The sequence below is a fragment of the Paenibacillus sp. J22FR5 genome (assembly GCF_059691975.1).
The window spans coordinates 117,283-142,709 of record NZ_JCAUAN010000016.1 but is presented as its reverse complement, the minus strand read 5'-3'; the positions used below and the strand labels follow the sequence as shown (position 1 = coordinate 142,709).

Below are 25,427 nucleotides of genomic sequence, written 5' to 3'. Positions count from 1 at the left end.
GCTAACCTGTGAACGACTCTGGGGAGCCCGATGCGGGAAATCCGCACGTCGGGTTCTGATTGGGGCTGACGGTACAAAGGTGAAAACCTAAGGCCGTCTTCTACCAACCACCGTGTCCATCATGACCGACTTATGATGAAAATTGCCGCAAGGGTGAAGGACAAGAAAGTTCTGTTACTCATACGCAAATATTTACAAGCGGGCGTAATGGAGGAAGGTTTAGTTAAGCCAACTTTGGAAGGAACGCCACAAGGCGGTCCATTAAGTCCGTTGTTATCCAACATTGTGCTGGATGAGCTAGACCAAGAACTTGAGAAACGAGGACTCCGCTTCGTCCGCTACGCGGACGACTGCAACATCTACGTGAAAACCAAAAGAGCAGGCGAACGAGTCAAGGCATCTGTAACTCAATTCATTGAAGCCAAGCTCAAACTTAAGGTGAACCAAGCAAAGAGTGCGGTTGACCGACCATGGAAGCGCAAGTTTCTAGGATTTAGTTTCAGCGTGAACAAAGAGCCAAAAGTACGAATTGCAAAGCAATCCTTACAGAAGGCGCAAGCCAAAATTCGAGAGATTACCTCTCGAAGGAAGCCAGTGAAAATGGAAGAGCGAATTAAAGAACTAAATCAATATCTTGTAGGATGGAGCGGTTACTTTTCGCTTGCAGATACGCCAAGTATCTTTACAGAAATGGACAAATGGATTCGAAGAAGGCTACGCATGTGCCTTTGGAAACAATGGAAGAAACCAAAGACCAAAATAAAAAGGCTATTATCTCTAGGAATTCCTGAAGATAAAGCCCATGAATGGGGAAACACCCGAAAAGGTTACTGGCGAATTGCGGGAAGTCCGATTTTAAAACGCACATTGGACAACCAGTTTTGGAAAACCAATGGACTTAAAAGTTTAGCGGACAGATACCACGATTTACGGAATGTTTCATGAACCGCCGTATACCGAACGGTACGTCAGACTGTCTAACAATTATTAAAATTCTCCGTTTTTGGGCATGAAAATGGATGTCCTTTGTCGAATCTCTGTTCTAAGGAGATGAGCACACATGCCGTTTATCGAAAGTGAAGATAGACATCAAATTCATTTATTGCCAAATACATTGGACGATTTTGTAAACGAAGAAAACCCTGTACGAGTTATTGATGCTTACGTCGATAGCTTAACTTTAGAAGAATTAGGGTTTCAGGTGTATTTAGGATCCAAAGCGGGGCAAAAACCGTACCGCCGGGAAGAGCTTCTTAAGCTCTATCTGTACTGTTATATGAACGGCATCCGTTCATCTCGTAAGATGGAAACCGAAACGAAAAGAAATATGGAACTGATGTGGCTAATTGGTAAGCTCCAGCCAGACCACGGCACTTTATCTGCTTTCATGAAGAGTAACCAAACAGCCATAAAAAAGCTGTTAAAGAATTCACCTTAATGTTAAAAGGTTTCGGTTTAATTGATGGTCGACTTGTCGCGATTGACGGCACAAAATTAAAGGCGAACTGCTCTAAAAAGAAACACTTTAATGACAGCATTATCAATAAGAAGCTAGAGCATATCGATGAAAAAATCGATGCCTATTTGTGTGACTTTTTAACGGAGGACAATCGTCTCAAAAAGCAGGAAATCACGGAAAAGTTAGCGATTTATCAAGAGAGAATGCACGAACTGCAGGTAATGAAACAAGAACTCAAGGAAACAGGTGAAAGCCAGCTTTGTGTTACCGATGCGGATGCCAAATCAATGAAAAACAACGGGAAGCATGAAGTTTGTTTCAATGTTCAAACTGTGGTGGACAGCAAGTATAAATTAATCGTGGACTGCGATACGGTCAATGATGTCAACGATCAAGGGCAACTGTCCAATATGGCTAAGAAAACAAAGCAAGTTTTTCGTGATCAAAGAACGACAATTCTGGCCGATACAGGCTATTATAACTATCTTGAAATCATTGACGTTGTCGACGAAAGCACTGAACTCTTAATTAAGCCGCAAAAGGGAAAGCAAGACAAAGTGGCAAGTGGATTTGATAAAGCGAACTTTAAATATGATTCCATAAACGATAGATATATTTGCCCGTTGGGTTATGAATTGCCTTTCAAATGGAATGGAAAACAAGATGGGAAAGAGTATAAGCGTTACACTTGCGAAGCCTTCGATTTTTGCGGACAAAAAGAGTCCTGTACTTCTGCCAAAGGTGGAAGGGCTGTAACCAGGCTTAGTGACGAAGAAGTGATCGAACAGATTACCGAAAATACGCGTAGACAAAGTAATATTTATAAGCAAAGAGGGCAAATTGTTGAGCACCCTTTCGGGACGATAAAACGTCACTGGGGCTATACATACTTTTTAACACGAGGGTTGGCATCAGTAGGCACTGAGACCAATCTGATTTGTCTTGCCTATAATCTCAAAAGAATGATCAATATAAAGGGAGTGAAGGAACTTATACGTCTCTTCAGAGACCGAGCTCCCTCAAAATCAAATATGCATGGCGTTTATTTGAACAAAACAGCATAAATCCACGTTTTGAAGAGTACTCAGAATCGGTTGTTAGACAGTCTGACGTACGGTGGTGTGAGAGGTCGGGGGCTAGCCGCCCCCTCCTACTCGATTAGGCAGGAAGAGAGCCCACAGAGTTAATATATGGCAAAGCAATTGCTCATGCTGCCAATTCGTTGGTGAACAGAAACGGGATCTTCTCCGATGGTATACCATCAGTGAAGATCCCGTTTCTTAATACGCTTAATCTTTTACATGCTTTAGTTTTTTTTAATGACTCCTCGGGCGAGACTTATTTCGTTACCTGCTCGCCACCTGAGGATGCCGGCACAAAGTTATGGTCGACCGAAGCTTCTTCGATATCTTGAATAGCCCAGTGTTCATCCGGTACGTCCTTCCATGGCGAATGCTCCAGCCCATAGAGTGGTCCTCTGCCAAGCATACGGTTGATTACGGTAACCGCTTCAGCTCGTGTCAACAGATTGGCAGGGCCAAAGGTGCCGTCTGCATAGCCTTTCAGGTAGCCTGCGTTTTGGGAAACCTTAATGGCTGCTTCCGCCCAATGTCCGGCAGTGTCCGTAAAGCCTGCTCCTGTCCCCGCAGGGTTTGATGCGAAGCGGGCAGCGAGAGTTGCCATTTCCGCACGGGTTATCGGCTGTTCAGGCCTAAAGGTGCCGTCAGCGTAGCCTTGAATGAATCCCATTCGGCTTACTTTAGCGATTGCCTCCGCTGCCCAGTACGCTGGCTGGATATCCGCGAACGCGTGGCTGCTCTCCGATTCCTTGGCCGTTGCGACGCGGGATAGAATCATGGCCATTTCCGCACGGGTGATGTGCTGTTCCGGCTTGAACAAATCGCCTTCGTAGCCCTGCATATAAGCATTATGCGAGAAGAGCGGCAAATTGCTGTCAACCTTCAACAGCGCAAACGTACTAAATTTGCTTGTCGTGAATTGGATACCTCGGCCGCTGCCAAACGTCGTCACGATTCCCTTTTTGAATTCTTTTGTCCCGTCACTATGCTCGATGTACACACCGATTCGCTCCAAATCGGCGTCGCTCAGTACTGAATCCGGAATGGGGAGCACGAGTGTGACATCACGGTTTTGCAGATTCGTTTCAATGTCTACAGGACGACCTACAAGATTAGTGTTAGCTTCTCCAGCAATCGCCAAGACGACTGCCGCCGTGTTAGCCCGATGCGCTAACTCCTGACCACGATCAACTGACTTGACTGGTGTGAGGTTGAAATAAATATCGTCGTTCATGTCCTTTAATGAAGCGTTTGGAATACGCACTTCCACATTAGCTGTGTCGAGATTCAAACTCAGTCCGCTGTCTTCGAGTAAACCGAGTGCGTCTTTTGCTATCAAGACATTGGCTAACGCTACTTCATCCTTAACGTCCGGAAGGGAAATGACCGCTGATTTCGCTCCCGATGTTTTTGTTTTCTCTATCAGCGCTTTGGTATTGTCAGCAGACAGCTTCGCTTCTTCTTTGCTCGTACCGTCGGTTTGCGTTGTACGCGTAATGGTAATTGTGCTCGAATCTGGAACGCTACCGCCACTTGATTGCGTAGGTGGCGTTATGCCACCGTTCGAGGAGACATCGAACTTGAGCGCATCCACGAGCATAAGGCTGCCCGATTTTTTGACAACTTTGAGGGTGTGCGCTCCATTAACTAGCGAGTCAGCGCGGAATAGGCTGTGTTGGGCGCTCCGTGCCGTAGAGTAGGCATTCACAGTCTCCACCAGCTTGCCATCGAGATAGATGTCCATGTCGCCTAGTTCAGGACTTGTTGGAGACATCAGTTCGATACCCGTTCCTGTGAACGAATAGTCGAAGAAATCTCCGTTTGCGGAAGTGGCGTGAACGTCATCCGCGTAATCACCCTTGAAGGCAAATGTCAGCTTCGAGGTACCGTTAGGCTGCACTGCCAGATATTCCTTCTTGATCGTAACCTGATTGCCTGATATTTCGTAATCCGTGTGATTAACGAGCGAGTGTGCGCCATTCGAAATGCTGATTAAGCTCTCGACGTTTCCGATTACATTGACGGCCACGTCGGCTTGAGATGAAGCGGCCTTGTTGAAATCGGCAGCAGATACGTCAATCAGATCGGATTGCTGCACTTTCAATGCATCCAGCAGCATAAACTGCCCGGATCTCTTGACAGCTTTCAGTGTATGGATGCCTGGCGTTAAATTGGAAATAGTATAGACTTCTTTCTGGGCTTCGTTATGGGCATTTGCTCCATACGTATGGGCTGTTCCGTGAAGCTGGCCGTCAATATACATATCGACGTCCCCTTGGCCTTGATCCATCTCAGTAATATAAGTGATACCCGTTCCGTTGAACGTATAAGTAAAGTAGTCATTATTTTGCTCTACATAGTGCACATCTTTGCCATAATCATTAATTGGCCGGTTGGTGCTGCGGTTCCATGCCCCGGTGTAACGGATTTCCGCATTATCGTCATTCACATAAGAGAACCGTCCGGGAGATGCTGAATTACTTACGGCAATAGCAAGTGTCTGCGGACTACCTGAGCTGAAGGTGAAGGTCAAATTCGTTAAGCCTACCGGCTGCTGTAGCAAATACGACTTAAGAATTTTCACGACGCCGTTCACAATCGTATAATCCTCACCTTCTGTCAGACTGGCTGCTCCGTTCATAATGCTGGTCAAGCTGTTGCTTCCACCCAGCGTCAGTATCGTCGTTACATCATTTTGCGCTGACGTTTTCTTGTCGAAGCTGGCTTGGGTCGGATTAAGCGACGTTCCGGTGACTGCGATGGACAGCGTTTGCGTATCGCCACCTGCAAAACTGAAAACAAGCTTCGTCGCTTGGCCTGAAGACTGCTGCAGCCAATATTCTTTCTTGATCGTCACGACGTTACCGTTTACCGTGTAATCGATATTTGGCTGAAGCGTCGTCGCGCCATTCGTGATTCGAGTAAGTGCACTTGAGCCAAGTGTCAGCTCCGTCGTGATATCGGTTGGCTGATCCTTGTTAAAGCTGTTGGAAGAAGGGAGTCCGAGCAGCGTTTCTGTCGTCACCTTTAAAGCATCTAGGATGAAATAATATTGACCGCTGCCATTCCTTACAGCCTTCAGCGTATGCAGCCCCTGAGGCAAATCCGATAGGCTATATATGGAATATTGTCCCACATGCTGCGAACCTTCGGCATCAGCCGTTGCCTTTAGCTGACCGTCGATGTAAATATCCATTCGGCCATTACTGGTGCCTTGCTCGGAAAACACCTCGATACCGGTGCCTGTGAATGTATAGGTGAACTCCGGTTCAACCCCATTATTAGGTTCGCCGTAGTGTACGTCACCCTGGTAGTCGGCGAACGACCTGCCGCTGCTGTAGCCCCATCGATTAGCATACTGAATGGCTGGATCGTTGTCGTTGATATATACGGCATGGGACACGGATACATCATTAGAATCGGAAGGTGTTGTGCTATTACTATCATTCTGATTGCTGGGAGCTGAGGGAGTATCGGTAATCGCAATGGACAGATCCTGAGCGTCCCGCGTCAGTTCTTTACCTCCGTTGCGCAGCCAAGTCCCTGTATATCTCATCCCTGTGTCATCGTCATTGACAATCGAGGTACCGGTCTTTGCTGTCACTTTGAATAGGCGGGAAGCATGCGGTTCCAAATAAACCTGCCCATAACCGGTTTCGTATGTACCCAGATCTTTATGGCTCCATAGGTCGCGAACGGAAGCAGATCCGCTCAGACCGATATCGCTCCAATTGACGTTAATTGATGTACCTTTATTAGCAAGATTGAAAAGGGCCACCGTATAAGTCCCATCCCCGTTATTGGCATACCATACCTGTTGGTTGGTTGATGTGGATACCGGGTGAACCGGGCGTCCGGCTTGGTTGACGGCAATAACTTCATCGTTCGTTAATAACTCAAGACCATACGCGTCCAGATTGGACAAATCGTCGCCGGTGTAGAATTGAGCAGATGATGCCGCCCACAGCGTCGCAGCCGTTTGTCTTTCATCTTTTGTAAGTCCCGAGGTCGAGCCGTTGCCGACATCTAGGGAGTCGAAATCATTCCAACCTCCCGGACCGGCATCGCGCCACCATAATGCTGCGTCTGGGAACAAGCGGGCAATATTTGCCCACTGTGTCATGCCGACCTCACGATCATAGGATTCCACATCCCAATCGACACGCCAACCGTTGGCGTATTTTTTCCAGTAGTCCACGTAATTGTGATCGAGTGCCCAGGACAGCTCAAACCAAATATGGTGCCTGCTGAGCGCTTCTGACCAAGCCTTGACGTCGTCACGCGCGTCGATCGTCACATCATTATGCCCGGAGCCCGGCGTGACACTATCGAACTTAACGAAATCGATTCCCCATGAGGCGATTAGATCAGCGATCGAATCGATATATTTCTGTGCACATGGATTGCTGAAATCGATTTTGTAACCGATATTCCAGTAATCCGCATACTTGTATGGCTTAACAGCGATATCTCCGATTGTGCAGCCTGGCGCTCCAAAAATCGGAAGATTTTGGGTTACCGCATCCGGAGATACACCTGGGATGAGATAGATGCCAATCTTCTGACCATTGGCGTGTACGTAATCGACAAGATTCTGGAATCCGCCCGGATATAGGGTTGTGCTCGGAACAGGCCTTCCGTATTCGTCCATGCTGCCGTTCCATCCTGCGTCGATATTAATACGATCATAGCCGTGCGCCTGCAGCTTCTCATGCATCACATCGGACATTTGCTTGATTTTCGCTTCGGATATCCAATTGCCGGATGGGCCGTCATATACTTGCATACTGTAACTGCTCCAGCCCATATAGGGCTTCTGCGCTAATCCATTATTCGCTGCTTTGACCACGCCTCCGTGCGGAGGGACGTAACCAATCTGCGCGATGACGACGATGGCTAAAAGCAGTCCCAGCCAGATTTTTCTTTGGCGGTGAAATTTGTTCTTCATCTTCCCAATCTCCTTTACCGGTTGTAATGACTTCTTGTTCAATTAACCGAACTCATCTGAAAGAATGTACGGCAATCGGTCTTATCCGTTCACCTCCTTTTCACTCTCGCGCAAGGAATTGCCTGAATGAGATAGCCCATGTATGATGTGCATCACAGGACTGAAAGCGCTTTAGTTTTCACAAGTCCGATTATACAAGAGCGTTTCTTGCCATGAATAGGTACACTTCGGTCCTCAACCGTACGAATGATCAGATTGGAGTCCTATAAACCATCTCTTAATCCTTCGGTGGCGCTTGTGGGAGCAGCATTGCAGCGTTCCGAGCTATCTCGATTGACCGGGTAATCCGGTAGGCTTATTTTGATGATCTAGTGGTTCATGTAGCTCAATAATTTGCCGCATAGTTGGGTACCCTATAGCTAAAAGGAGATGCCAACAGATGGAGCTAGAGGATTCGTTTGATGAAGTATTCGAACTGATGGAATCTGCTTTTCCTGCTACGGAGATCAGGACCTATGAAGGACAACGATCACTGTTATCGCATCCCAACTACAACATTCATGTGAATAGAGACGCTGCTGGGAACATGCTGGTTTTTTTGGCAAGTTGGAACTTTAGTTCGTTTCGATTTGTGGAACATATTGCTGTAAGTGCTGCAATTCGGGGCGGAGGGATAGGTAAACAAATGCTGACGTCCTATATGAGCAGCGATACGACGCCAATTGTGCTTGAAGTAGAGTCACCGAATACGCTAGATGCCAAGCGGAGGATTGAGTTCTATAAGCGCTGCGGTTTTCATTTGAACCTATTCTCCTATGCGCAGCCTCCTCTCAGAGAGGGCCAACAGAAGCTACCTCTATACATCATGAGTTTTCCTAGTCCGTTGACGGAAAAAGAGTTTCAACCATACAAGAACATCATGTTTACAGAGGTGTATAAACAATCTGCAAGTTCAGTTTGAGTAAATAGTGCACAAACAGCTACTCGATATCGAGTAGCTGTTTGTGCGCAACTACATAAAAGGAAACACTTACCATTGCGCAAAAGTTGTCAGACTAAATCGAACTATGCTAGTCTAATATAGACAAAAAATGCCGAATCTCGGAGCATCAAAGCTCCGGTACGGGGGACTTCTTTACTTGGGGTGAATGAATACTCAGTTAGTCTTAGGCTAATTGGGTGCACTAGGGAAAACCTCTTCCCGAACCCGTCAACTAACCTCGGAGGCTTCAAGGAGGCACAACGTTTTGAAACTTTTTACAAAAAGCTTTATTTGTTCATGCGCTCTGCTAGGCGCAGCCATCCCCATGTTTACCGCTCCATCTGCACAAGCATCGACAGTCACCTCTTCAGTAAAGGTTCAGGTTAATGATGAATTGGTGCAATTTCCAGAAGTACAGCCGTTTATTGATACGGAAGGTACACTTCAGGTTCCACTACGGGTGCTGTCTGAGAAATTAGGCTATCAAGTAGGCTGGGCGAAGCAAGGCGATGAAGTCACTGTCACTTTGCAGAACAAGGATCAAGCGATTCAACTGACGACGGACGAAGAGAAAGCTATTGTGAACAGTAAGTCAGTCGAATTAGAGAGCAGTCCGACGTTGCTTAAGGGAAATACATATGTTCCTCTACGTTTTATAACGGAGACGTTTGGATCTGAGATTGCTTGGAATGATGCGAATAAAATCGCCATCGTGGAAGTCGACGGTAAGACCCATAATCCAGCTTGGATTGCGCCCCCCCCAGCACCCCCAGCGCCAAAGGTCGTTCAGCCATCCGTATCAGATCAAATTATTCAAGCTGCGACAGCTTTTCAAGGAACGCCTTATCAATGGGGAGGCACAACACCCAAAGGTTTCGATTGCTCTGGTTTCGTTCGTTATTTATTCGAGGCCAAAGGTATCGAGCTGCCCCGTACCTCCGTGCAAATGTATGATACAGCGGGAGCGAGAGTAACGGATTTGAAGGCAGGAGATCTTGTGTTCTTTGCTTCAAACATCGTCAATCATGTGGGTATTTATATGGGAAATAATCAATTCATTTCCGCGACAACGTCCGGTGGTGTAGCGGTCGATAGCCTCGCGAGCTCCTATTGGGGCTCTAGATATGTAGGCGCAAAACGCGTACTTTAAGGTGAAAACCTAATCAGGTAAAAGCAAGATGTTCAAGAGCATACGTTCGTTATGTCTTTCACTCATGAAAGCGTGGCGGGCTGATGCTCTTTTTTTGTGCGAAATTATGCGATTTTTATCGAATTTTTGAGAATTATCGCCTATAATGAAGAAATGGTTGGAAGAAAGTAGGTGACACGTACGACATGCAAGTCAGTGTCTGGAGAAGCTGGTTTCATAAATTTAAAATGTCAGGTCGGACAGATCGCATGTATCGCGTGGAAACGGGACCTGCTATTCCGGAAGACATTCGGGAAGTGATCGCACAATTTTTTCAAACTTATAATCATTTCAAAGGGGCAAGGCATCTACAGACGGATACCTTTATCAGAGAAGTATTCTACGCGACCAAGCAAGATCCGAAGGATCAGCGCTCCATCGATGAGATGGAATCCTACATTCACAATAGGAATGTGCAGCGTTTGCGACTGAAATCGCATGTGGTTGATGAGTATTTGCGCATCGGCGAGAAGGTGTGCATGATCGGTGTGACGAGGGAGTTTAGTAATAACCATCGGAATCGCGTGCTTTATTTTATCGTGAATGAGGATGGGGCTTGGCGGTTTCATCATATTGTTCGATCCCATCACGGGAAAATTCTCGAGAAGTTCCAGGTGAAGGAACAGGTAGGATTTGTAGTTGGCGATGATAAGGTAGCGCTGCTCTTTCTAACGCATGCAGACTCAGCTGATGCTTCCACTTATATGTTAGGTGATTATGTACACACAGAAGGCTATCTGGAAGTGGAGCAAGAGGTCAGCGGTCAGCTTTACTATCGGGTTGTGAGGATGAATCGGGTTCACTAAAACAAGTTGGGTATACAGATGATCCTTCAGGCAGCGTGAATAGGCTTTGCTCAGTTGAGTAACGCTTATTTGGTGTGCAACGCGTGGGAGCGGGAAGTGGACATGGCTTACCTCCATATGAAAGAATAGAACTCATCAGGTGAAGGGAATTGTGACCATGTCTGAAAGGGAGGCAAAGATGGAGAAAGAACCAATGGAGCTGCACGAGCAGTTTTGGAAAAAGGTGAATGGTGAGCTGTTAGGTCATGAGCTGAAGAAGATTGCGCTCAGCACACAGCTGGAGCCTAAGGGTCTTGCTTTTGTATGTATCGGAACGGATCGCTCAACTGGAGACTCTCTCGGACCGCTTGTTGGAAGCAAACTTGCTGAGTTAGGCTATTCTCATGTGATTGGAACGCTTGCGGCACCTTGTGATGCCAGTAATTTGGCGATACGACTGCAGGAAATTCCACCGAATGTGGTGGTTATCGCGATAGATGCTTGTTTGGGGCAAAAATTGAGTGTGGGCATGTATCAGCTGTCGAACCAGCCTTTGGCGCCGGGCAAATCAGTAGGGAAAGTGCTCCCGCCAATTGGGGATTTCACGATTGCCGCGATCGTGAATGTGGATGGACCTAGACAATATAATGTGCTGCAGACGACCTCGTTATATCATGTGCTTAGGATGGCTGATGAAGTGACGAAGGCAATCCTTTATGCATTTCCTTTGTAGCATAGGGCAGCAGAGATGAGAAAGATCGGAGTGATAAGTGAGCGATGGGACCAGGTGGACCAGGGAGTATGGGAAGGCTTTCCGACCGGAATCGGCCGAAGGCGAAGTTGAAGGATGTATCGGTACGAAGGATTTTGCTTTTGTTCAAAAGGTATTGGGCACAAATCATTGTGATTATCGGCTTGGCACTGCTTGCGGCAGTGATCGGGCTTATTCCGCCTCTCGTTATGAAGGAAATCATAGATACAGCGATTCCACAAGGTCGAGTAAAGCTGCTTTCAGTCATGGCGCTGATGATGATTCTGCTGCCTGTGCTGAGCGGTGTGCTTGGCGTGTGGCAAAATCACCTTAATACCAAAGTAACACAAGGGGTTATTCGAGATTTAGGACAGTCATTATTTCACAATTTGCAACGGCAATCGATGGCTTTCTTCACGGACGCACGGTCGGGGGAGATTGTTCAGCGGATCACGGGCGATGTGCAATCCGTACAGAGTGTGGTTACGTCGATCGTTGTATCTTCGATCACGCAGATCGTGATTGTTTTCACGACGATTGGCATTTTATTTGCGCTAGATTGGAAGTTGGCGATTATTTCGGTGCTCATTCTTCCGCTCTTCGTGCTGCCTGTGAAAAAGGTGTCGAAGCTGCGAAAGGCATTGCGGCTCGAGACACAAAAGGTGCGCTCGGACATCACCTCGCAGCTGAATGAGAACTTCGGTATCTCGGGTGCGTTGTTGACACGAATTTTTGGCAGGGAAAAGCAGCAAGAGCATGAATTCACGACGATGAATCAAAAGGTCATGGATCTCGAACTGCGGCTCAATCTCGTCGGTCGTTGGTTCGGGATGGCCACGAGTACGTTAGGGCCACTAGGCACGGCAATTATTTATATCTATGGCGGCTACTCTGTTATTCAGGGCGATATGACGTTAGGCTCGATCGTTGCGTTTACAGCGTATTTGGGACGGTTGTATATGCCAGTAGGGACACTGTTGAACCTGCAAGTAGAGGTTGCGACGGCGCTGGGAGTATTCCAGCGGATCTTCGAGTATCAGGACATGGTACCTGATGTCATGGATGCGGCTGGGGCACGGGAGCTAGGGCCTGTAGCAGGGCGTGTGGCGTATAAGCAGGTATCTTTTGCTTATAAGCCAGGGGATCAAGGCAAGTCAGAGCAGAAAGGGAAGCCAGTGCAGTATGCGCTGCGCGACGTCACCTTCGAGGCGCAGCCTGGTGAGATGGTCGCGCTCGTTGGGCCCAGCGGAGCAGGGAAGTCGACGCTGATTGGTATGATCGCGCGGCTGTACGATCCGACGGCCGGTGTTGTCGAGATCGACGGCGTGAACGTCCGCGACGTGGGGTTAGCGTCACTGCGCGCGCAGATCGCGTATGTGACGCAGGAGTCTTTTCTGTTCCACGCGACAATTGGCGACAACCTGCGCTTCGCGCGGGAGGACGCTACGCGTGAGGAGATGGAGGCCGCTTGCCGGCAGGCCTACATCCACGATTTCATTGTGTCGCTCCCCGAAGGGTACGACACGATGGTCGGAGAGCGCGGCCACCGGCTCTCCGGTGGCGAGCGCCAGCGGATCGCGATAGCTCGCGCGATCCTGAAGCGCCCGCGCATCCTCATCCTCGATGAGGCGACGTCGCACTTGGACTCGGAATCCGAGTCCTATGTGCAGGCGGCGCTCGAGGAGCTGATGCAGGGACGCACGACGCTCGTGATCGCGCACCGGCTCTCCACGGTGCTGGCCGCCGATCACATTCTGGTGATCGAGGCGGGCGGCGTCGTGGAGCGGGGCACGCATAGCGAGCTGCTCGCACTGGAAGGGCTGTACGCGCGGCTGTACAGCACGCAGTTCGCTAAGGCGGCCGAGGAGGCGGCGAAGTAGGCCGCGGTGGCAGCGATGGGTGTTAGGCCGAAAAAGGGCCTAACAACCGCTAAAACGGCAGACCGTGCACCTGTAAGGCCCTAAATGGTCGTTACAAAGCGCATTTGGCCGCCGAAAGTACGGAAATGAGGGTTGTAACGCCGAAAAAGGGCCTAACAACCGCTAAAACGGCAGACCGTGCACCTGTAAGGCCCTGAATGGTCGTTATAGGTGTGCTTCTCCCTCCGTACTGGCGGAAGCAAGCGCTGTAAGCCAAAAAAGGGATGTTCCCCAGGTCAATTGACCAAGTGGAACATTCCTTTCTTGTTAAGATCTTAATTTGTTTAAATGAACTAGGAAGTGGGCGTAGGAGTATTGGAGTAGGAGTAGTAGTAGTAGTAGGAGTAGGAGTAGTAGTAGGAGTAGGAGTAGAAATAGAAATAGAAGTAGAAGTAGAAGTAGAAGTAAGAGTAAGAGTAAGAGTAAGAGTAAGAGTAAGAGTAAGAGTAAGTATAGCCCCAGGGTAGCTAGAAAACCTCCCCACCACCTACCCGTCTGCACCAATCGCAGCGGCCTCCCACACCTGCCCAACCTAGCCCATCGCCCCCCCGCCCATTGGATAAATCCAATGGATCGCCCTTACAAGTAGCCAAATGATTGAATTGATTGGACAAATCCACTCAATTCATGGAAATAGGTCTCTTTTGGGCCTATATTTAGGCAATCCGCTGGATAAATCTAACGGTTTAATCATTTTCAGCGTGGATTAGGGGAATACAGTGTATTTATCCAATGGGGGAGTTGTGGATGCAGGCTTACCTAGCGGCTGGTTCTGAATCAGCAGATGAAACGGAACGTAGGGACGCTATTCAGGCGAAAATCGCCCGAAATGATGCGAAACGGAACGAGGATCCGCTATTTCTAGTTTTTAGCTCCCAACATCAGCAATTTCCTTCAAATAGAGCCCTTACGTTCCGTATCTTCGCCAAAAATGGTGAAATCAACGAAATAGCGCCCTCACGTTCCTTTACTCCACCCGCACATTCGCCTGCGGGCTAGTCGCTCCCGTACTGGGCCCTCCTACGCCTACACTCACGCCTACATCACTCTCTGCCAAAGCAGCTGGATCCAGTTTGGCTCCCTCACGCAGTAAGTAACCGAAAAACAAGATGTAGTACGAAACGATGATGAAGAAGACACCAGCGGTGACAGGATCTTTCGTAAACTGAGAGAAATCAGCAGGAGTAATGTTCGTTGTTGACCGCGTGGAAATGGCAATAGCAGCGTAGCGATAAGCAATGCGGCCAAGAAATAGAACAAGAACGGTGACTTCAACCCAGAGATGTGTGCGATAGTACCAACCATCACTCCGATGCTCGAAGCGGGTATGGCGAATCGCAGTTCGACCGAGCAAGGCGCCACCTGCAAGACCGATCAGATAGCCAATAAAATGGATAGGATGCACGAAGCCGAGGAGGAAAATGATCACCCCGAAGAGGCTAAACAGCGATAGACGAAAGGTGAGTCTGCCACGGGAAAGCTTTTGAAAGCCAATGGTGCGCTTCGCCCGTCGATAAATAAAAAAACCAAAGATAAGAAACGGAATCACATAGTGCAGTGAGTCCTGCATGGGGTGAACACCTCCAAACCAGTCATAGTATTTCCTTATTGTAGCAAATTTGGACGGTCCATCGTGAGAAATGTTATTCCGTTTACAAAATTGTGTCATACACTTAATAGTAGTTCGATAAACTTACTATTACACACTCTAGTGCCGCAAGGAGTTGACGGTAAATGGCTCTGATCACTCATGTTAATGTATGTAACGCAGTTAATGAAATTTACTGTTGTCTTCGTAATAAAATCGTGAAGCTGGACGCACAGCAAAAGGAGCAGTTTTGCAAAGGCTGTAAAATGTTCGCAGGTGATGCTGTGGGCTACGAACGAGGTGTTTCCTGTGTGTGGGATGATATGCGAATTATTAGTAACCCGCATGTGGTCCTAGATCCAATTGAAGAGTTTAAACATAATCAAATTCGCCAAGTGCCGCCCGAGGGTCCGGCCTTATTTGTATATACACCGGGATGGTAAAGCACATTCTGTTCGATTTTGACGGGACACTTGTCGATTCCAGAGCGCTGTTGGTTAAGCTCTATAACGAAATGGCCAACCAATATCGATTCCGCCCCATCCGTGAGCAAGATCTTGCGCCTCTACGCTCGATGTCGATTTCTGAACGTGTTGATCGCTTAGGGGTGCCAGTGCTCCAAATTCCTAAGCTCATGGTGGCTGGGCGACAGCTGTATCATGAGAATATTCGCTCCTTGCAAATCGTACCTGGTATGAGGGAGGTCATTGCTAAGCTTTCCACTCAAGGAGTCAAGAGCTCGATCCTTTCCTCCAATTCAGAAGCGAATATCCGTCTATTTTTGAAAAAAAACAAGCTGGAGGGTGCGTTCAAGGAGATTATTTCAGCAAAGCATATTTTCGGCAAGCACCACTCGATTCGCAAAGTGATGAAGCAATGGGGAACCACGCCTACGCGTATGATTTATGTAGGTGATGAATTAAGGGATATTGAATCCTGTAAAAAGTTAGGTGTGCCTATCGTAGCCGTGACATGGGGGTATGATTCTCCACAACTGCTGCTCAGTGGAAATCCAGACCACATTGCAAACACCCCAGGAGAGTTGTATCGGACGCTAACGAGCTTAAGTTGAGAAAAAAGGATGCAGGAGCCACCGCAGGGAAACTGAGGGGGCTTTTCAGTTTGAACGAAGGCATAAAAGAGCAGAATTAGCAGTCAAGCTTTCTTTTCAAGTAAAATAAGAGTTGAAGGTTGAAATCAGAAAGGCGATGGGAGAGGGTACGATGTTATTTTATTCGATTATTGTGGTGATAACGGCTGTTGATCTCATGTCTAAATTTTGGATCCGCTCAGTGATGAAGGTTGGGGAATCGATGCCCTTTTATAAAGATTTCATTTCATTTACGTATTATCAAAATAGCGGGGCGGCAGGCAGTTCGCTGCAAGGATGGGCTCCCCTGCTCGGTGTGCTTGCTGTTCTCATTGTGGCAGGGATTTGGTGGTATCGCAGAAAAGGAGGCCTTCAGGGTACGTTAAAACAAATTGCTGCTGCGCTCCTGGTCGGTGGAGCCATAGGTAATGGAATTGAAAGGCTTCTATTCGGGAAGGTCACCGATTTCATCGTCATTCACTCAGGGAATGGCGTCATGAATCTAGCTGATCTTGCGATTAATTTGGGTGTGGTGCTCTTCGTGGTGGACATGCTCTTCTCGCAGAGGGATAAATGGAACGGAAAAAGGAGGAATCCTCAAATTTTGTAGGTATAAAAGCCCTTGAATCTGCTCATTGTATAGATCTAAAGAACTATTTGTGGTATCCTTCTAGTAGGAATACGTTAGTGGAGGGATGGTCACATGAAGGCGGATCGACAGGCACTTGTTGATGAGTTTTTTGCGATGATTCGAAAGCTGAACCGAACGGGTTCCGATATTATGTATGTGAGGGATTTTTTCTGGAAATCATCCGAAAATCGAGGATTTATCCCGCCGACTGTCGAGTTTATGACGGTCCTCAAAACGTATAATGCGGTGCTCTTTCACGAATTTCGCAAATCGCTCGTACCAAACACAAGTATGCATATACTAGCCAACGTTCATATGGAAGCGGGAGATGCATTATTGAGATTAGGTATATCAAGTTTAGAAGAGCTTCAATTAGCGGTCAAAGGTAGGATTTTAACGAAAGCAGAATGAGTTGCCATTAAGCAATAAACATGCCGATGCTCGTATTCATCATAGCGTAAAAGCCCAAGCGAAGTAGCCTATCGCTTGGGCTTTATTCTTGGTGTTAGTCTTCCTTTTTCTGCTGCAGGGCAGCTAGCAGCTTGTCGGCCAGTGAGTTACCGATCACAGATGAATCGGAGAACTTCTCGATCAGCTGGCGGTTTGCTTTGGCAGAAGCCTTGCGTCCCCCGCCGGTTGACTCGCCATCGATCTTTTCCACGACATTGCAGGGACGACATTGGAAATATTTACCTGCTTTGCCTGTGTGGATTTCCATTTTCTTATGACACTGCGGGCAACGGTGGTTCGTTAATTGGCCATCAGCTTCACGTTTATAGGAGCATTCACGACTGGAACATACGAGATATCGTCCTCGTTTGCCTTTGACTTCTTGAAGGAATTCGCCGCAATCAGGACATTTACTACCGGTTAAATTATGCGGTTTATACGCTGCAGAGCTGCGTTTCACCTCGTCGACCAGTTCCGCTGCTTTCTTACGGATACCGCTAAGGAAGGTCTCCATGCTGCCCTTGCCCTTGGAGATGCGTTCAAGCTCCTGTTCCCAGCGAGCGGTAAGCTCAGGAGAACGAAGCTCCTCGGAGGCAAGCTCAATGAGCTGTGTGCCCTTGCCGGTAGGAATAAGCAAGGAGCCTTGACGCTCAATCGTGTCGGACGATACGAGCTTCTCAATAATATCTGCGCGCGTAGCTGGCGTGCCAAGGCCATATTTCTCCATTTGAGAAAGCAAAGAGGCCTCGTTATGGCGAGAAGGCGGCTTCGTTTGACGGCTGACTTGCCGGACGTTACGTGCCGTTACCGCATCTTTCTCTGAGGCATGTGGCAGCAGCTGCGACGAATCATCTTCGGATGCAGTGTCTTCCTGATCGGGATCAGAGAAATCAGTGGCGCCGTAAACGTCTTTCCAGCCTGCTTGCTTCACAACCTTGCCTAAAGCGTAGAGCTTCTCGCCAGCGATCTCGATCGTGAGCTTGGTTTCATCGTAGCGGCAAGGGCCGCTGAACAACGCTAGGAACCTGCGGAGAATGAGATCATAGAGACGACGCTCATCTGCGCTTAACGTAGCAAGGGAAATCGCTTCTCCCGTTGGAATAATCGCGTGATGATCGCTGACCTTGCTGTCGTCGACGATTCGTTTTGTAATCACAAGCGGCTTACGTATAAATGGTGCTGCAAGCGCAGCGTAAGGACCGATGGCAGCGCCTTTCAAACGGCCGAGCAGGGTCGGTACCATATCCGAGGTTAAATAACGCGAATCGGTTCGCGGATAAGTAACTAACTTATACTGCTCATAAAGCCGTTGCAGGACGTTCGACGTCTGTTTGGCGGAGAATCCGAATTTGCGGTTCGCATCACGTTGCAGCTCGGTCAGATCATAAGCCAGCGGATGGGGAATCTGCTTCTCGGTTTGATTCACCTGCAGGATGCGGCCGCTCTGGCCCTGCAGCTTCGCCTTCAAGGCATCGGCGCGCTCGCGGTCAAATATTCGCGAGTCGCCGGTCTTTGGGTCCCGCCACTGGGCGCGGAAGGACCCGAGCTCGGCTTCGATCAACCAATAGTCGACGGACCGGAAATCCCGGATTTCCGCCTCACGGTTGATCATCATGGCGAGCGTAGGCGTCTGCACACGCCCCGCGGAAAGGGATGCGCCGAATTTGCTAGTCAGCGCACGGGTCACATTGAGGCCGATGAGCCAATCGGCCTCGGAACGACAGACGGCTGCTTGATACAGCCGGTTGTAGTCGGTGCCAGGCTTCAGCTGCGCGAAGCCTTCCCGAATCGCCTGATCCGTCTGCGACGAGATCCATAGCCGTTTGAACGGCTTCTTCCAGCGGATCAGCTCCATAATCCAGCGCGCGACGAGCTCGCCTTCGCGCCCCGCATCGGTTGCGATGACCAGCTCCGAGAGATCACCCCGACGGCTGAGATGCTCGATGGCACGAAACTGCTGCGACGTTTCTTTCATGACCTTGAGCTTCATTTTGCCAGGGATGATCGGCAGATCTTCAAGGTTCCAAGTCTTGTACTTCGGATCGTAATCATCGGGCTCAGCAAGCGTAACGAGATGGCCCAGCGCCCAGGTGACGACATATTTGGCACCTTCGAAGTGGTGTTTTTGTTTCTGGTTGCAGCCAAGAACGCGAGCAATTTCTTTGGCTACACTTGGTTTTTCGGTTAGCACGAGAATTTTCATCGGGTTAATTACCTCTTTTCTACTACAAAATAGGATAAGCGAAAAGGACCTCGTTTACAAACAGACGATTTTGCAAAATATTCGTACTTTTGTGCCGAAAATCCGCGAAATCTGTCTATTTTAGTCCTCATATAAGGTATAATGGTGATATATAGAATAAAAAGGGGGGAAACCTCAATGGGGCGTATGTTTTCTCTTTTTTCCAATCATACCATTAAAACAAGACTTCAACTCTGGATAAGCGCAATCATTTTCTTGCTGGCTTTTTCGATTATTGTTCCTTTTTACTTTATAGAGAAGGGAAATCGATTAGATGAGGCTTGCGTTCAATTAAAGCAAATGATCACCATACAGAGCTTATATATCGAACGCTGGAATCAGGAAAAGCTGGATGCGATTAAACGGTTCGCACTTTCGGATAATGCCAAGTTTCATCGCATTGGCGATTTGAAACGGGAATTTCAAGATTATTCGAAAGTCAATTCGGAGTTTTATTCCATTACCTTTGTTGAGCCAGATGGCTATATTCGTCCAGATACGAATCCGAATAACCAGATCTACGTAGGTGATCAGCAGTATTTTACTCAGGGAAAGGAAAAGAAAAGCTACATTTCCGGTGTCGTCATTTCGAAAGAAAATGGAGAGCCTGTTATTACGTTCTCATCCCCCGTTATTGGCGATCATAATGATTTCAAAGGTATTGTGCTCGGCATTATCACACTCGAGATGCTGAATAAATTAATGGCGCAGCTTAGCTTTGGGGATACGGGTGAAGTCTATGTGCTTGATGCACAGGGGAATATTGTGACAGCCTCCAACCATGCGGGGAATAGCACAATAACACAGCGGGTTACGTCTGAAATATTCCAACGCGCTAAGACGAGTAGTTCAGATGCTAGTGCATATATTGGATTCCGGGGTGAACGTGTCTATGGACAATACAGATGGTCCCTTGAGAAGAATTGGATTGTCGTTGGTGAAATTTCTCAGAAAGAAGTTTTTCAAAAGCTGAATGAATTAAGCATAACGATTATTATCATTTCCTTGATCGCACTCCTTTGTAGTATTGCGGCCGCTGTTATGATTGCTTCTAAGATCGAGAGGCCGATTCGATACTTACTGCGCGCCACGAAGATCATTCAGAAAGGTAACTATGATTACCAGATCAATGCGGATAAAATAAGAAAAGCTCCGGTGGAGCTACGTCAATTAGTTAATACGTTCAACTTGATGTCCGATCGCCTTAAGTCGAATATTTCGCTCCTGGAGCATTCCGCATGGATGGATCAATTGACAGAGCTGCATAATCGACGATACATGATGCTTGAAGGAAACAAGCAATTGCAAACTTGTATTTTTTCGGGACAGACATGCTCGGTCATGATGATGGATATTGATCATTTTAAGAAAATTAATGATACGTATGGTCACTTGGTCGGTGATGGTGTGCTCCATCATGTTGCGAGTCTCTTGAAGCGGTATGCAGGGGATGATGCGATTGTGGCGAGGTATGGCGGTGAAGAGTTCATTCTGTTACTTCTGAGGAAAGATGCCAAAGAGAGCGCTAGCTGGGCTGAGGAATTAAGACAGCTGTTCATGGCGGAACCCTACAATACGGAAAAGCTTACGGTCAAAATCACGGCAAGCATGGGTGTTGCTGAATATTCACCTACACTGGAATACGGAACCATGGTGTTGGAAGATATGATATCTAGGGCAGATCATGCCCTCTATCGCGCGAAGTCCGGTGGAAGGAATCGTGTCGAAGTTGACGCCAAAGAGTCCTGCGATCAGAATGATCATGTATAACCATGACACTGGAGGCGTGCTATGAAAGGAAGAACAGCGATTGTTGCAGGAGGAACAGGCTTAGTTGGCCAGGAGCTGATCAAACAGCTGCTTGAGGATCCCGACTATGAGAGAGTGATTGCGTTGGTTCGTCGTAAGATTGAGCATTTGGGTGTAGATGGCAAACTCGATCAACGTGTCATTGATTTCGCGAAGTTGGGTGAGAGTCTGAAAGCTTCCGAGATCGTCCATGCGCACGTATTCTGTACCTTGGGGACGACGATCAAAAAAGCAGGCTCTAAGCCGCAATTCCGAAGAGTGGATCTGGAATACCCTTTATTGTTAGCGGAAGTAGCAAGTAAAGGACAAGCAGATGCGTTCGCCATTGTAACCGCGATGGGCGCTGATCGGAGCTCTTCCTTTTTCTATAACCAGGTAAAAGGGGAGACAGAAGACCGTCTGCGAAAACTACGGCTTCGTGCGTTATATCTGCTGCGACCTTCGTTGATTCTTGGCGATCGGGGCGAGTTCCGCCTTGGTGAGAGGTTAGGAAGTATCCTGGCGCAAGCTATAACTCCGCTGATGGTTGGGCGTCTTCGGACGTATCGTCCTATTCAGGCGCGAACGATTGCAACGGGCTTGATTCGAGCCGCGAAATCGGGGAAAACAGGTGTACAGGTGCTGAGTTCGGATCGAATTGCAGCGTTGGCCGGCAAGCAATAAACAGCAAAACACGTTCGCATTCGCACAGCTTAGAATTGCTTCGATCGCGTTTTTATCATAAGATTAGGGGCGTTGATTATTTATCCCCTAAACAAAAATAGGAAGAAGGTACACAATCATGATCGATCATATCGTCCTTGTGAAATTTGCTGAAACAACAACGCAGGAGCAGCTTCAAGAAGTTGTTGATCGCTTTAAAGCGCTTCGTGCTCATCTAACAGGTATCGTGGATATTCAAGCTGGCATTAACTTTTCTGAGAAAAATCAAGGGTTCCAAGTCGTATTATCCGTGCGTTTTGAAGATAGGGCTGCATTGGCTGCTTACGGTTCAAATCCGGAGCATCAAGCAGTTGCTGCGTATATTCGTGAAGTCGGCCGAGTGGATAGCTTGATCGTGGATATTGAGATTTAAGGTTTCGTGGTTAGCGAAGGGAACGTAGATGCACTATTTGGGTGAAAATGGGCGAAAACTGATGGAAAGGGAACGAGGATGCGCTATTTCGCTTGTATTTAACTCTATTCGGGTGAAATGGAGCAAATAGCGCACTGACGTTCCGCTACTTTGGATTTTAGCGCTAATTTCGGATAATAAGGCATCAACGTTCCCCTTCAGGCTTCGAATGTGTATATGTATGACACCAAAGTTGACAGTAAACGAAAAAAAAGGCAACCGAATTTGGGTTGCCTTTTTTTTCGTTTCAGTGCGTGAGCGTAGACGCATCAGGCTGTGCACTCCGTAGTTCCTTGCGATACACAGAAGGTGCAGATCCGCTCCATTTGTGAAACTGCTTGGAGAAGTAGAGCGCATCATTGAAGCCTACGGAGGAGGCGACTTGATCGATGGTCATGGCGGTTTGAAGCAGCTGCTTAGCCCGTTCCATGCGGATGTTGAATAAATATTGCATTGGCGATAAGCCAGTGGATTGCTTGAACATTTTACACAAATACGTACGATGGTAGCCCAGGTTACGTGCCAGTTGATCGATAGAAACGGATTGGGTGTACTGCAGTTCTAAGTAACGGATAGCTTGTCCGACTTGGCGTTTAATATCGGTTTCAGCGGTTGGCTTCGCAGAAATATGGTGCGTGTTCGTGCGCCCAAGCTCGCGGAGGAGAAGTCTTAACCAACCTTCGGACTCCAGCTCTTCCAGTTGCGGAAAGTCCGTTTGTTGGAAGCTAGAACGGATATGGCGATAGAAGTGCCGAATCAAACGTGGGTTACTGCCTGATACCACAGCTTGCTGTGGGGATGCGCCGATTTGAGATAGGGTGGTAGCAGCATTGCGCCCAGTAAAAGCAACCCATATATAATGCCAAGGTGTGTCAGCATCTGCGGTATAGGTAAAAAGCTCACCAGGATAAATGATAAAGCTATCCCCAGCTGTGCAGATATAGGTTCTCCCACCAGTTTCAAAAGTGCCTGTCCCTGATAGCACGGTATGAACTAAGAAATAGTCATGAACAGCAGGCCCCATTTTATGAAGGGGGATAGGTTTGGCTTCGCCGCTGAAAAGGACAGATAAATCAAGATTACTGTGAAGGGGGTTAATACTTACTGTGAAGTAGGTGTGATCCGGATTCATGAGGGCCTCGATTTGTTTTTGTTTCTAGGGTACTCCATTAAACTACAAATGTCCATATTGGAGTTGTTTCAATCCATATGCTTCCAATGTTGTCTGCATTATAGTAAAGATAAGAAATTAGATTGCTTGTTGGAGGAGATTCTTACATGTCCAAAATTACTTTTTTAGGTGCAGGAAGCACAGTTTTTGCGAAAAATGTACTTGGTGATTGTTTGCTTACACCCGCGCTGCAAGGCTTTGAAATCGCTCTCTTCGATATTGATCATGAACGGTTACAAGATTCAGCGAATATGCTGAACAACATCAAGAAAACAAGCGGAAGCACGTCAATTATTAAAGTGTATACAGACCGTAAAGAAGCGCTGAGCGGTGCAAAATATGTGGTGAATGCAATTCAAGTAGGTGGCTATGATCCATGTACGATTACGGATTTTGAAATTCCGAAGAAGTACGGTTTGCGTCAAACGATTGCAGATACGGTTGGGATTGGCGGTATTTTCAGAAACTTGAGAACGATCCCTGTCATGCTGGATTTCGCTGCTGATGTGCGCGAGGTATGTCCAGATGCCTTGTTCCTAAACTACACGAACCCGATGGCGGTTTTGACAAATGTGATGAACACGTACGGCGGTGTGCGTACAGTTGGTTTATGTCACAGCGTGCAAACTTGCGTGCCGGATTTGTTTAAACACTTGGAGATTGATCCAACGGGGGTCAAAGCGAAAATCGCCGGTATTAATCATATGGCCTGGCTGCTCGAAGTATCCAAGGATGGTGTTGACCTGTATCCAGAAATCAAGAAGCGGGCAGCTGAGAAGCAAAAAGAGAAGCACAAGGACATGGTTCGCTACGAAATGATGCTGAAATTCGGCCATTATATTACAGAATCCTCCGAGCATAATGCCGAGTATCATCCGTATTTTATCAAGCGTAGTTACCCTGAGCTCGTTGACCGCTTCAACATTCCGTTGGATGAGTATCCGCGCCGTTGTATTGATCAAATTAGCCGCTGGAAGCAAATGCGCGAGGATCTCGTGAACGATGCGAACCTGACGCATGAGCGTTCGCATGAATATGCTTCGTATATATTCGAAGCGATCGAAACGGATGTTCCATTCAAAATCGGCGGTAACGTCATGAACACCGGCTTGATCACGAACTTGCCGCGCGAAGCGTGCGTGGAAGTGCCTTGTTTGGTTGATCGCAACGGCGTTACACCTACTTACGTAGGTGATCTGCCTCCGCAGTTGGCGGCGTTGAACCGTACGAACATTAACACGCAGCTATTGACGATTGAAGCGGCGATTACGCGTAAGCGCGAGCACATATATCATGCGGCGATGCTGGATCCACATACAGCTGCGGAGCTGTCGATGGATGATATCGTCGCAATGTGCGATGAATTGATTGAGGCGCATGGCAAATGGCTGCCTGAGTATAACTAAAGAGAAAGGTCGCAGGGATGGATGTTCCAGCGACCTTTTTTAGTTGTTGGGAGGCGTCGGACGAGTGGAAAGCTGGGAGATCGAATTAGATAGGTTCGGAATACGAGCCTAAGTGAGAGCAGCCGAGTACAAATAAGAGCGGTAAACCACCGCTATTTCGCCACAGGAGCTCGTTTCGGTGGAAATAGAAGCGGTTAACTGCTCTTAAATACACAACAGAAGGGCAAACTGTGCTCAAAACATGCAAATAAGAGCGGTGAACCACCGCTATTTCGCCAACTCTACCAGTTTCGGCGGAAATAGAAGTGGTCAACCGCTCTAATTCGTGTAGTTGGGCCGTGTGGCCCAAGGATTCACACAAATGAAGGGACAGAATCGCGCCACTTTCATCCGCCAAACGCATCGCGAAACGCGTTATTTAAGCTCTCTAGCTCAACGTTCCATATAGAGGCGACCTCCGGCGCTACATGTTCACCAAACCAGTCGGCGAGGAGCCGACGGTTGCTGCCATTATCGACGATAAAGGGGAGATTGAGCATCACTTTTTTCACGTAGATCGTCTCGGCGGACTTGATTTGCTCGGGGGTGAGCCATATTTTTAACCGCTTAATGGTCCGATATAACTCCTTGTTGCATGCTCTCCGAATGCCACGAGCGTTGGGGTATTGCTGTTTATGTCGTTCACTTTGCTTTTGGTACACCATGCTGGGATCGACGCTCCTCTCTCTGTTATGTGTATGCACAGAGAGGGCGGAGAGCGACTAGAGACAGGAACCTACAGCGCCCAAGTTCGTGAAGAATGGAGTAGTTTCAC

General features: G+C 47.8%; 22 protein-coding genes, 1 pseudogene and 1 riboswitch. Of the genes and pseudogenes, 19 read left to right on the top strand and 4 right to left on the bottom strand.

Annotated elements, in window-relative coordinates; translation table 11 throughout:
- Positions 1–111: 111 nt before the first annotated feature.
- From AC58P7_RS20210 to AC58P7_RS20200, 3 genes and pseudogenes are all read left to right on the top strand, one after another.
- Positions 112–945, top strand: a pseudogene (locus AC58P7_RS20210) (group II intron maturase-specific domain-containing protein); the annotation flags it as partial.
- Between the two features lie 115 nt (positions 946–1,060).
- Positions 1,061–1,438, top strand: coding sequence for a transposase (locus AC58P7_RS20205; protein ID WP_497346006.1), 378 nt, complete (start codon positions 1,061–1,063; stop codon positions 1,436–1,438).
- Entirely contained in the window at positions 1,438–2,523 is a 1,086-nt protein-coding gene (locus tag AC58P7_RS20200) for a transposase (RefSeq protein WP_497346004.1), read from the top strand. Before AC58P7_RS20205 ends, AC58P7_RS20200 begins: the two co-directional genes overlap by 1 nt.
- Before the next feature lie 274 nt (positions 2,524–2,797).
- Here the strand turns inward: AC58P7_RS20200 and AC58P7_RS20195 are convergent, their stop codons facing one another.
- Entirely contained in the window at positions 2,798–7,486 is a 4,689-nt protein-coding gene (locus AC58P7_RS20195) for a X2-like carbohydrate binding domain-containing protein (protein WP_497346002.1), read from the bottom strand.
- A gap of 439 nt (positions 7,487–7,925) precedes the next feature.
- Here AC58P7_RS20195 and AC58P7_RS20190 point away from each other — a divergent pair, with 439 nt between their 5' ends.
- The 7 genes from AC58P7_RS20190 (at position 7,926) to AC58P7_RS20160 (ending at position 14,111) form a co-directional block, all read left to right on the top strand.
- Entirely contained in the window at positions 7,926–8,447 is a 522-nt protein-coding gene (locus AC58P7_RS20190; protein WP_497346000.1) for a GNAT family N-acetyltransferase, read from the top strand.
- A 121-nt stretch (positions 8,448–8,568) separates the two neighbouring features.
- Positions 8,569–8,730, top strand: a riboswitch (cyclic di-AMP (ydaO/yuaA leader).
- Positions 8,731–8,733: 3 nt separating this feature from the next.
- Positions 8,734–9,618, top strand: a complete 885-nt coding sequence (locus AC58P7_RS20185; RefSeq protein WP_497345998.1) for a C40 family peptidase — start codon at positions 8,734–8,736, stop codon at positions 9,616–9,618.
- 185 nt (positions 9,619–9,803) lie between these two features.
- Entirely contained in the window at positions 9,804–10,463 is a 660-nt protein-coding gene (locus AC58P7_RS20180) for a hypothetical protein (protein ID WP_497345996.1), read from the top strand.
- 178 nt (positions 10,464–10,641) lie between these two features.
- Positions 10,642–11,175 (top strand): spore protease YyaC, encoded by a 534-nt coding sequence (yyaC, locus tag AC58P7_RS20175; RefSeq protein WP_497345994.1) that lies wholly within the window; start codon positions 10,642–10,644, stop codon positions 11,173–11,175.
- A gap of 68 nt (positions 11,176–11,243) precedes the next feature.
- Positions 11,244–13,073, top strand: coding sequence for an ABC transporter ATP-binding protein (locus tag AC58P7_RS20170; RefSeq protein ID WP_497345992.1), 1,830 nt, complete (start codon positions 11,244–11,246; stop codon positions 13,071–13,073).
- A 287-nt stretch (positions 13,074–13,360) separates the two neighbouring features.
- Positions 13,361–13,579, top strand: coding sequence for a hypothetical protein (locus tag AC58P7_RS20165; RefSeq protein ID WP_497345990.1), 219 nt, complete (start codon positions 13,361–13,363; stop codon positions 13,577–13,579).
- 280 nt (positions 13,580–13,859) lie between these two features.
- The gene (locus AC58P7_RS20160; RefSeq protein WP_497345988.1) at positions 13,860–14,111 is read left to right on the top strand and encodes a hypothetical protein; all 252 of its coding nucleotides are present in this window, start codon (positions 13,860–13,862) and stop codon (positions 14,109–14,111) included.
- Here AC58P7_RS20160 and AC58P7_RS20155 read toward each other — a convergent pair.
- Complete coding sequence (locus AC58P7_RS20155; RefSeq protein ID WP_497345986.1) at positions 14,080–14,682, bottom strand: CcdC protein domain-containing protein; 603 nt, start codon at positions 14,680–14,682, stop codon at positions 14,080–14,082. The two genes, AC58P7_RS20160 and AC58P7_RS20155, sit on opposite strands and share 32 nt — an antisense overlap.
- 164 nt (positions 14,683–14,846) lie before the next feature.
- On the opposite strand from AC58P7_RS20155, the gene AC58P7_RS20150 reads away from it, so the two are divergent.
- The 4 genes from AC58P7_RS20150 (at position 14,847) to AC58P7_RS20135 (ending at position 16,832) form a co-directional block, all read left to right on the top strand.
- Complete coding sequence (locus AC58P7_RS20150) at positions 14,847–15,143, top strand: hypothetical protein (RefSeq protein ID WP_497345984.1); 297 nt, start codon at positions 14,847–14,849, stop codon at positions 15,141–15,143.
- The gene (locus tag AC58P7_RS20145) at positions 15,137–15,772 is read left to right on the top strand and encodes an HAD-IA family hydrolase (protein ID WP_497345982.1); all 636 of its coding nucleotides are present in this window, start codon (positions 15,137–15,139) and stop codon (positions 15,770–15,772) included. The genes AC58P7_RS20150 and AC58P7_RS20145 overlap by 7 nt, the downstream gene beginning before the upstream one ends.
- Positions 15,773–15,923: 151 nt before the next feature.
- Entirely contained in the window at positions 15,924–16,400 is a 477-nt protein-coding gene (gene lspA / locus AC58P7_RS20140; RefSeq protein ID WP_497345980.1) for a signal peptidase II, read from the top strand.
- A 93-nt stretch (positions 16,401–16,493) separates the two neighbouring features.
- Complete coding sequence (locus AC58P7_RS20135) at positions 16,494–16,832, top strand: hypothetical protein (RefSeq protein WP_497345978.1); 339 nt, start codon at positions 16,494–16,496, stop codon at positions 16,830–16,832.
- A 94-nt stretch (positions 16,833–16,926) separates the two neighbouring features.
- Here AC58P7_RS20135 and AC58P7_RS20130 read toward each other — a convergent pair whose 3' ends face one another.
- A complete protein-coding gene (locus AC58P7_RS20130; protein WP_497345976.1) occupies positions 16,927–19,074 on the bottom strand; it encodes a DNA topoisomerase III in 2,148 nt (715 codons plus the stop codon).
- A gap of 177 nt (positions 19,075–19,251) precedes the next feature.
- On the opposite strand from AC58P7_RS20130, the gene AC58P7_RS20125 reads away from it, so the two are divergent.
- From AC58P7_RS20125 to AC58P7_RS20115, 3 genes are all read left to right on the top strand, one after another.
- The gene (locus tag AC58P7_RS20125) at positions 19,252–20,883 is read left to right on the top strand and encodes a sensor domain-containing diguanylate cyclase (RefSeq protein WP_497345974.1); all 1,632 of its coding nucleotides are present in this window, start codon (positions 19,252–19,254) and stop codon (positions 20,881–20,883) included.
- A 21-nt stretch (positions 20,884–20,904) separates the two neighbouring features.
- Positions 20,905–21,585, top strand: coding sequence for an NAD(P)H-binding protein (locus AC58P7_RS20120; RefSeq protein WP_497345972.1), 681 nt, complete (start codon positions 20,905–20,907; stop codon positions 21,583–21,585).
- A 118-nt stretch (positions 21,586–21,703) separates the two neighbouring features.
- Positions 21,704–21,997, top strand: a complete 294-nt coding sequence (locus AC58P7_RS20115) for a Dabb family protein (RefSeq protein ID WP_497345970.1) — start codon at positions 21,704–21,706, stop codon at positions 21,995–21,997.
- A 286-nt stretch (positions 21,998–22,283) separates the two neighbouring features.
- Here AC58P7_RS20115 and AC58P7_RS20110 read toward each other — a convergent pair whose 3' ends face one another.
- Positions 22,284–23,168, bottom strand: coding sequence for an AraC family transcriptional regulator (locus AC58P7_RS20110; RefSeq protein ID WP_497345968.1), 885 nt, complete (start codon positions 23,166–23,168; stop codon positions 22,284–22,286).
- A 146-nt stretch (positions 23,169–23,314) separates the two neighbouring features.
- Between AC58P7_RS20110 and AC58P7_RS20105 the strand changes: the two genes are divergently transcribed.
- Together AC58P7_RS20105 and AC58P7_RS20100 are read left to right on the top strand one after the other, a co-directional pair.
- Positions 23,315–24,613, top strand: coding sequence for an alpha-glucosidase/alpha-galactosidase (locus tag AC58P7_RS20105; RefSeq protein WP_497345966.1), 1,299 nt, complete (start codon positions 23,315–23,317; stop codon positions 24,611–24,613).
- Between the two features lie 467 nt (positions 24,614–25,080).
- Positions 25,081–25,215 carry a hypothetical protein gene (locus AC58P7_RS20100; RefSeq protein ID WP_497345964.1) on the top strand — a complete coding sequence of 45 codons (135 nt, stop codon included), beginning with the start codon at positions 25,081–25,083 and terminating at the stop codon, positions 25,213–25,215.
- Positions 25,216–25,427 lie beyond the last annotated feature (212 nt).

What these genes read in the sequence shown, in the direction of transcription:
- AC58P7_RS20205 (WP_497346006.1), top strand. Translation starts at nt 1,061, where the DNA reads ATGCCGTTTATCGAAAGTGAAGATAGACATCAAATTCATTTATTGCCA.
- AC58P7_RS20200 (WP_497346004.1), top strand. Translation starts at nt 1,438, where the DNA reads ATGTTAAAAGGTTTCGGTTTAATTGATGGTCGACTTGTCGCGATTGAC.
- AC58P7_RS20195 (WP_497346002.1), bottom strand. Translation starts at nt 7,486, where the DNA reads ATGAAGAACAAATTTCACCGCCAAAGAAAAATCTGGCTGGGACTGCTT.
- AC58P7_RS20190 (WP_497346000.1), top strand. Translation starts at nt 7,926, where the DNA reads ATGGAGCTAGAGGATTCGTTTGATGAAGTATTCGAACTGATGGAATCT.
- AC58P7_RS20180 (WP_497345996.1), top strand. Translation starts at nt 9,804, where the DNA reads ATGCAAGTCAGTGTCTGGAGAAGCTGGTTTCATAAATTTAAAATGTCA.
- yyaC (WP_497345994.1), top strand. Translation starts at nt 10,642, where the DNA reads ATGGAGAAAGAACCAATGGAGCTGCACGAGCAGTTTTGGAAAAAGGTG.
- AC58P7_RS20170 (WP_497345992.1), top strand. Translation starts at nt 11,244, where the DNA reads ATGGGAAGGCTTTCCGACCGGAATCGGCCGAAGGCGAAGTTGAAGGAT.
- AC58P7_RS20160 (WP_497345988.1), top strand. Translation starts at nt 13,860, where the DNA reads ATGCAGGCTTACCTAGCGGCTGGTTCTGAATCAGCAGATGAAACGGAA.
- AC58P7_RS20155 (WP_497345986.1), bottom strand. Translation starts at nt 14,682, where the DNA reads ATGCAGGACTCACTGCACTATGTGATTCCGTTTCTTATCTTTGGTTTT.
- AC58P7_RS20150 (WP_497345984.1), top strand. Translation starts at nt 14,847, where the DNA reads ATGGCTCTGATCACTCATGTTAATGTATGTAACGCAGTTAATGAAATT.
- AC58P7_RS20145 (WP_497345982.1), top strand. Translation starts at nt 15,137, where the DNA reads ATGGTAAAGCACATTCTGTTCGATTTTGACGGGACACTTGTCGATTCC.
- lspA (WP_497345980.1), top strand. Translation starts at nt 15,924, where the DNA reads ATGTTATTTTATTCGATTATTGTGGTGATAACGGCTGTTGATCTCATG.
- AC58P7_RS20135 (WP_497345978.1), top strand. Translation starts at nt 16,494, where the DNA reads ATGAAGGCGGATCGACAGGCACTTGTTGATGAGTTTTTTGCGATGATT.
- AC58P7_RS20130 (WP_497345976.1), bottom strand. Translation starts at nt 19,074, where the DNA reads ATGAAAATTCTCGTGCTAACCGAAAAACCAAGTGTAGCCAAAGAAATT.
- AC58P7_RS20125 (WP_497345974.1), top strand. Translation starts at nt 19,252, where the DNA reads ATGGGGCGTATGTTTTCTCTTTTTTCCAATCATACCATTAAAACAAGA.
- AC58P7_RS20120 (WP_497345972.1), top strand. Translation starts at nt 20,905, where the DNA reads ATGAAAGGAAGAACAGCGATTGTTGCAGGAGGAACAGGCTTAGTTGGC.
- AC58P7_RS20115 (WP_497345970.1), top strand. Translation starts at nt 21,704, where the DNA reads ATGATCGATCATATCGTCCTTGTGAAATTTGCTGAAACAACAACGCAG.
- AC58P7_RS20110 (WP_497345968.1), bottom strand. Translation starts at nt 23,168, where the DNA reads ATGAATCCGGATCACACCTACTTCACAGTAAGTATTAACCCCCTTCAC.
- AC58P7_RS20105 (WP_497345966.1), top strand. Translation starts at nt 23,315, where the DNA reads ATGTCCAAAATTACTTTTTTAGGTGCAGGAAGCACAGTTTTTGCGAAA.
- AC58P7_RS20100 (WP_497345964.1), top strand. Translation starts at nt 25,081, where the DNA reads ATGTTCACCAAACCAGTCGGCGAGGAGCCGACGGTTGCTGCCATTATC.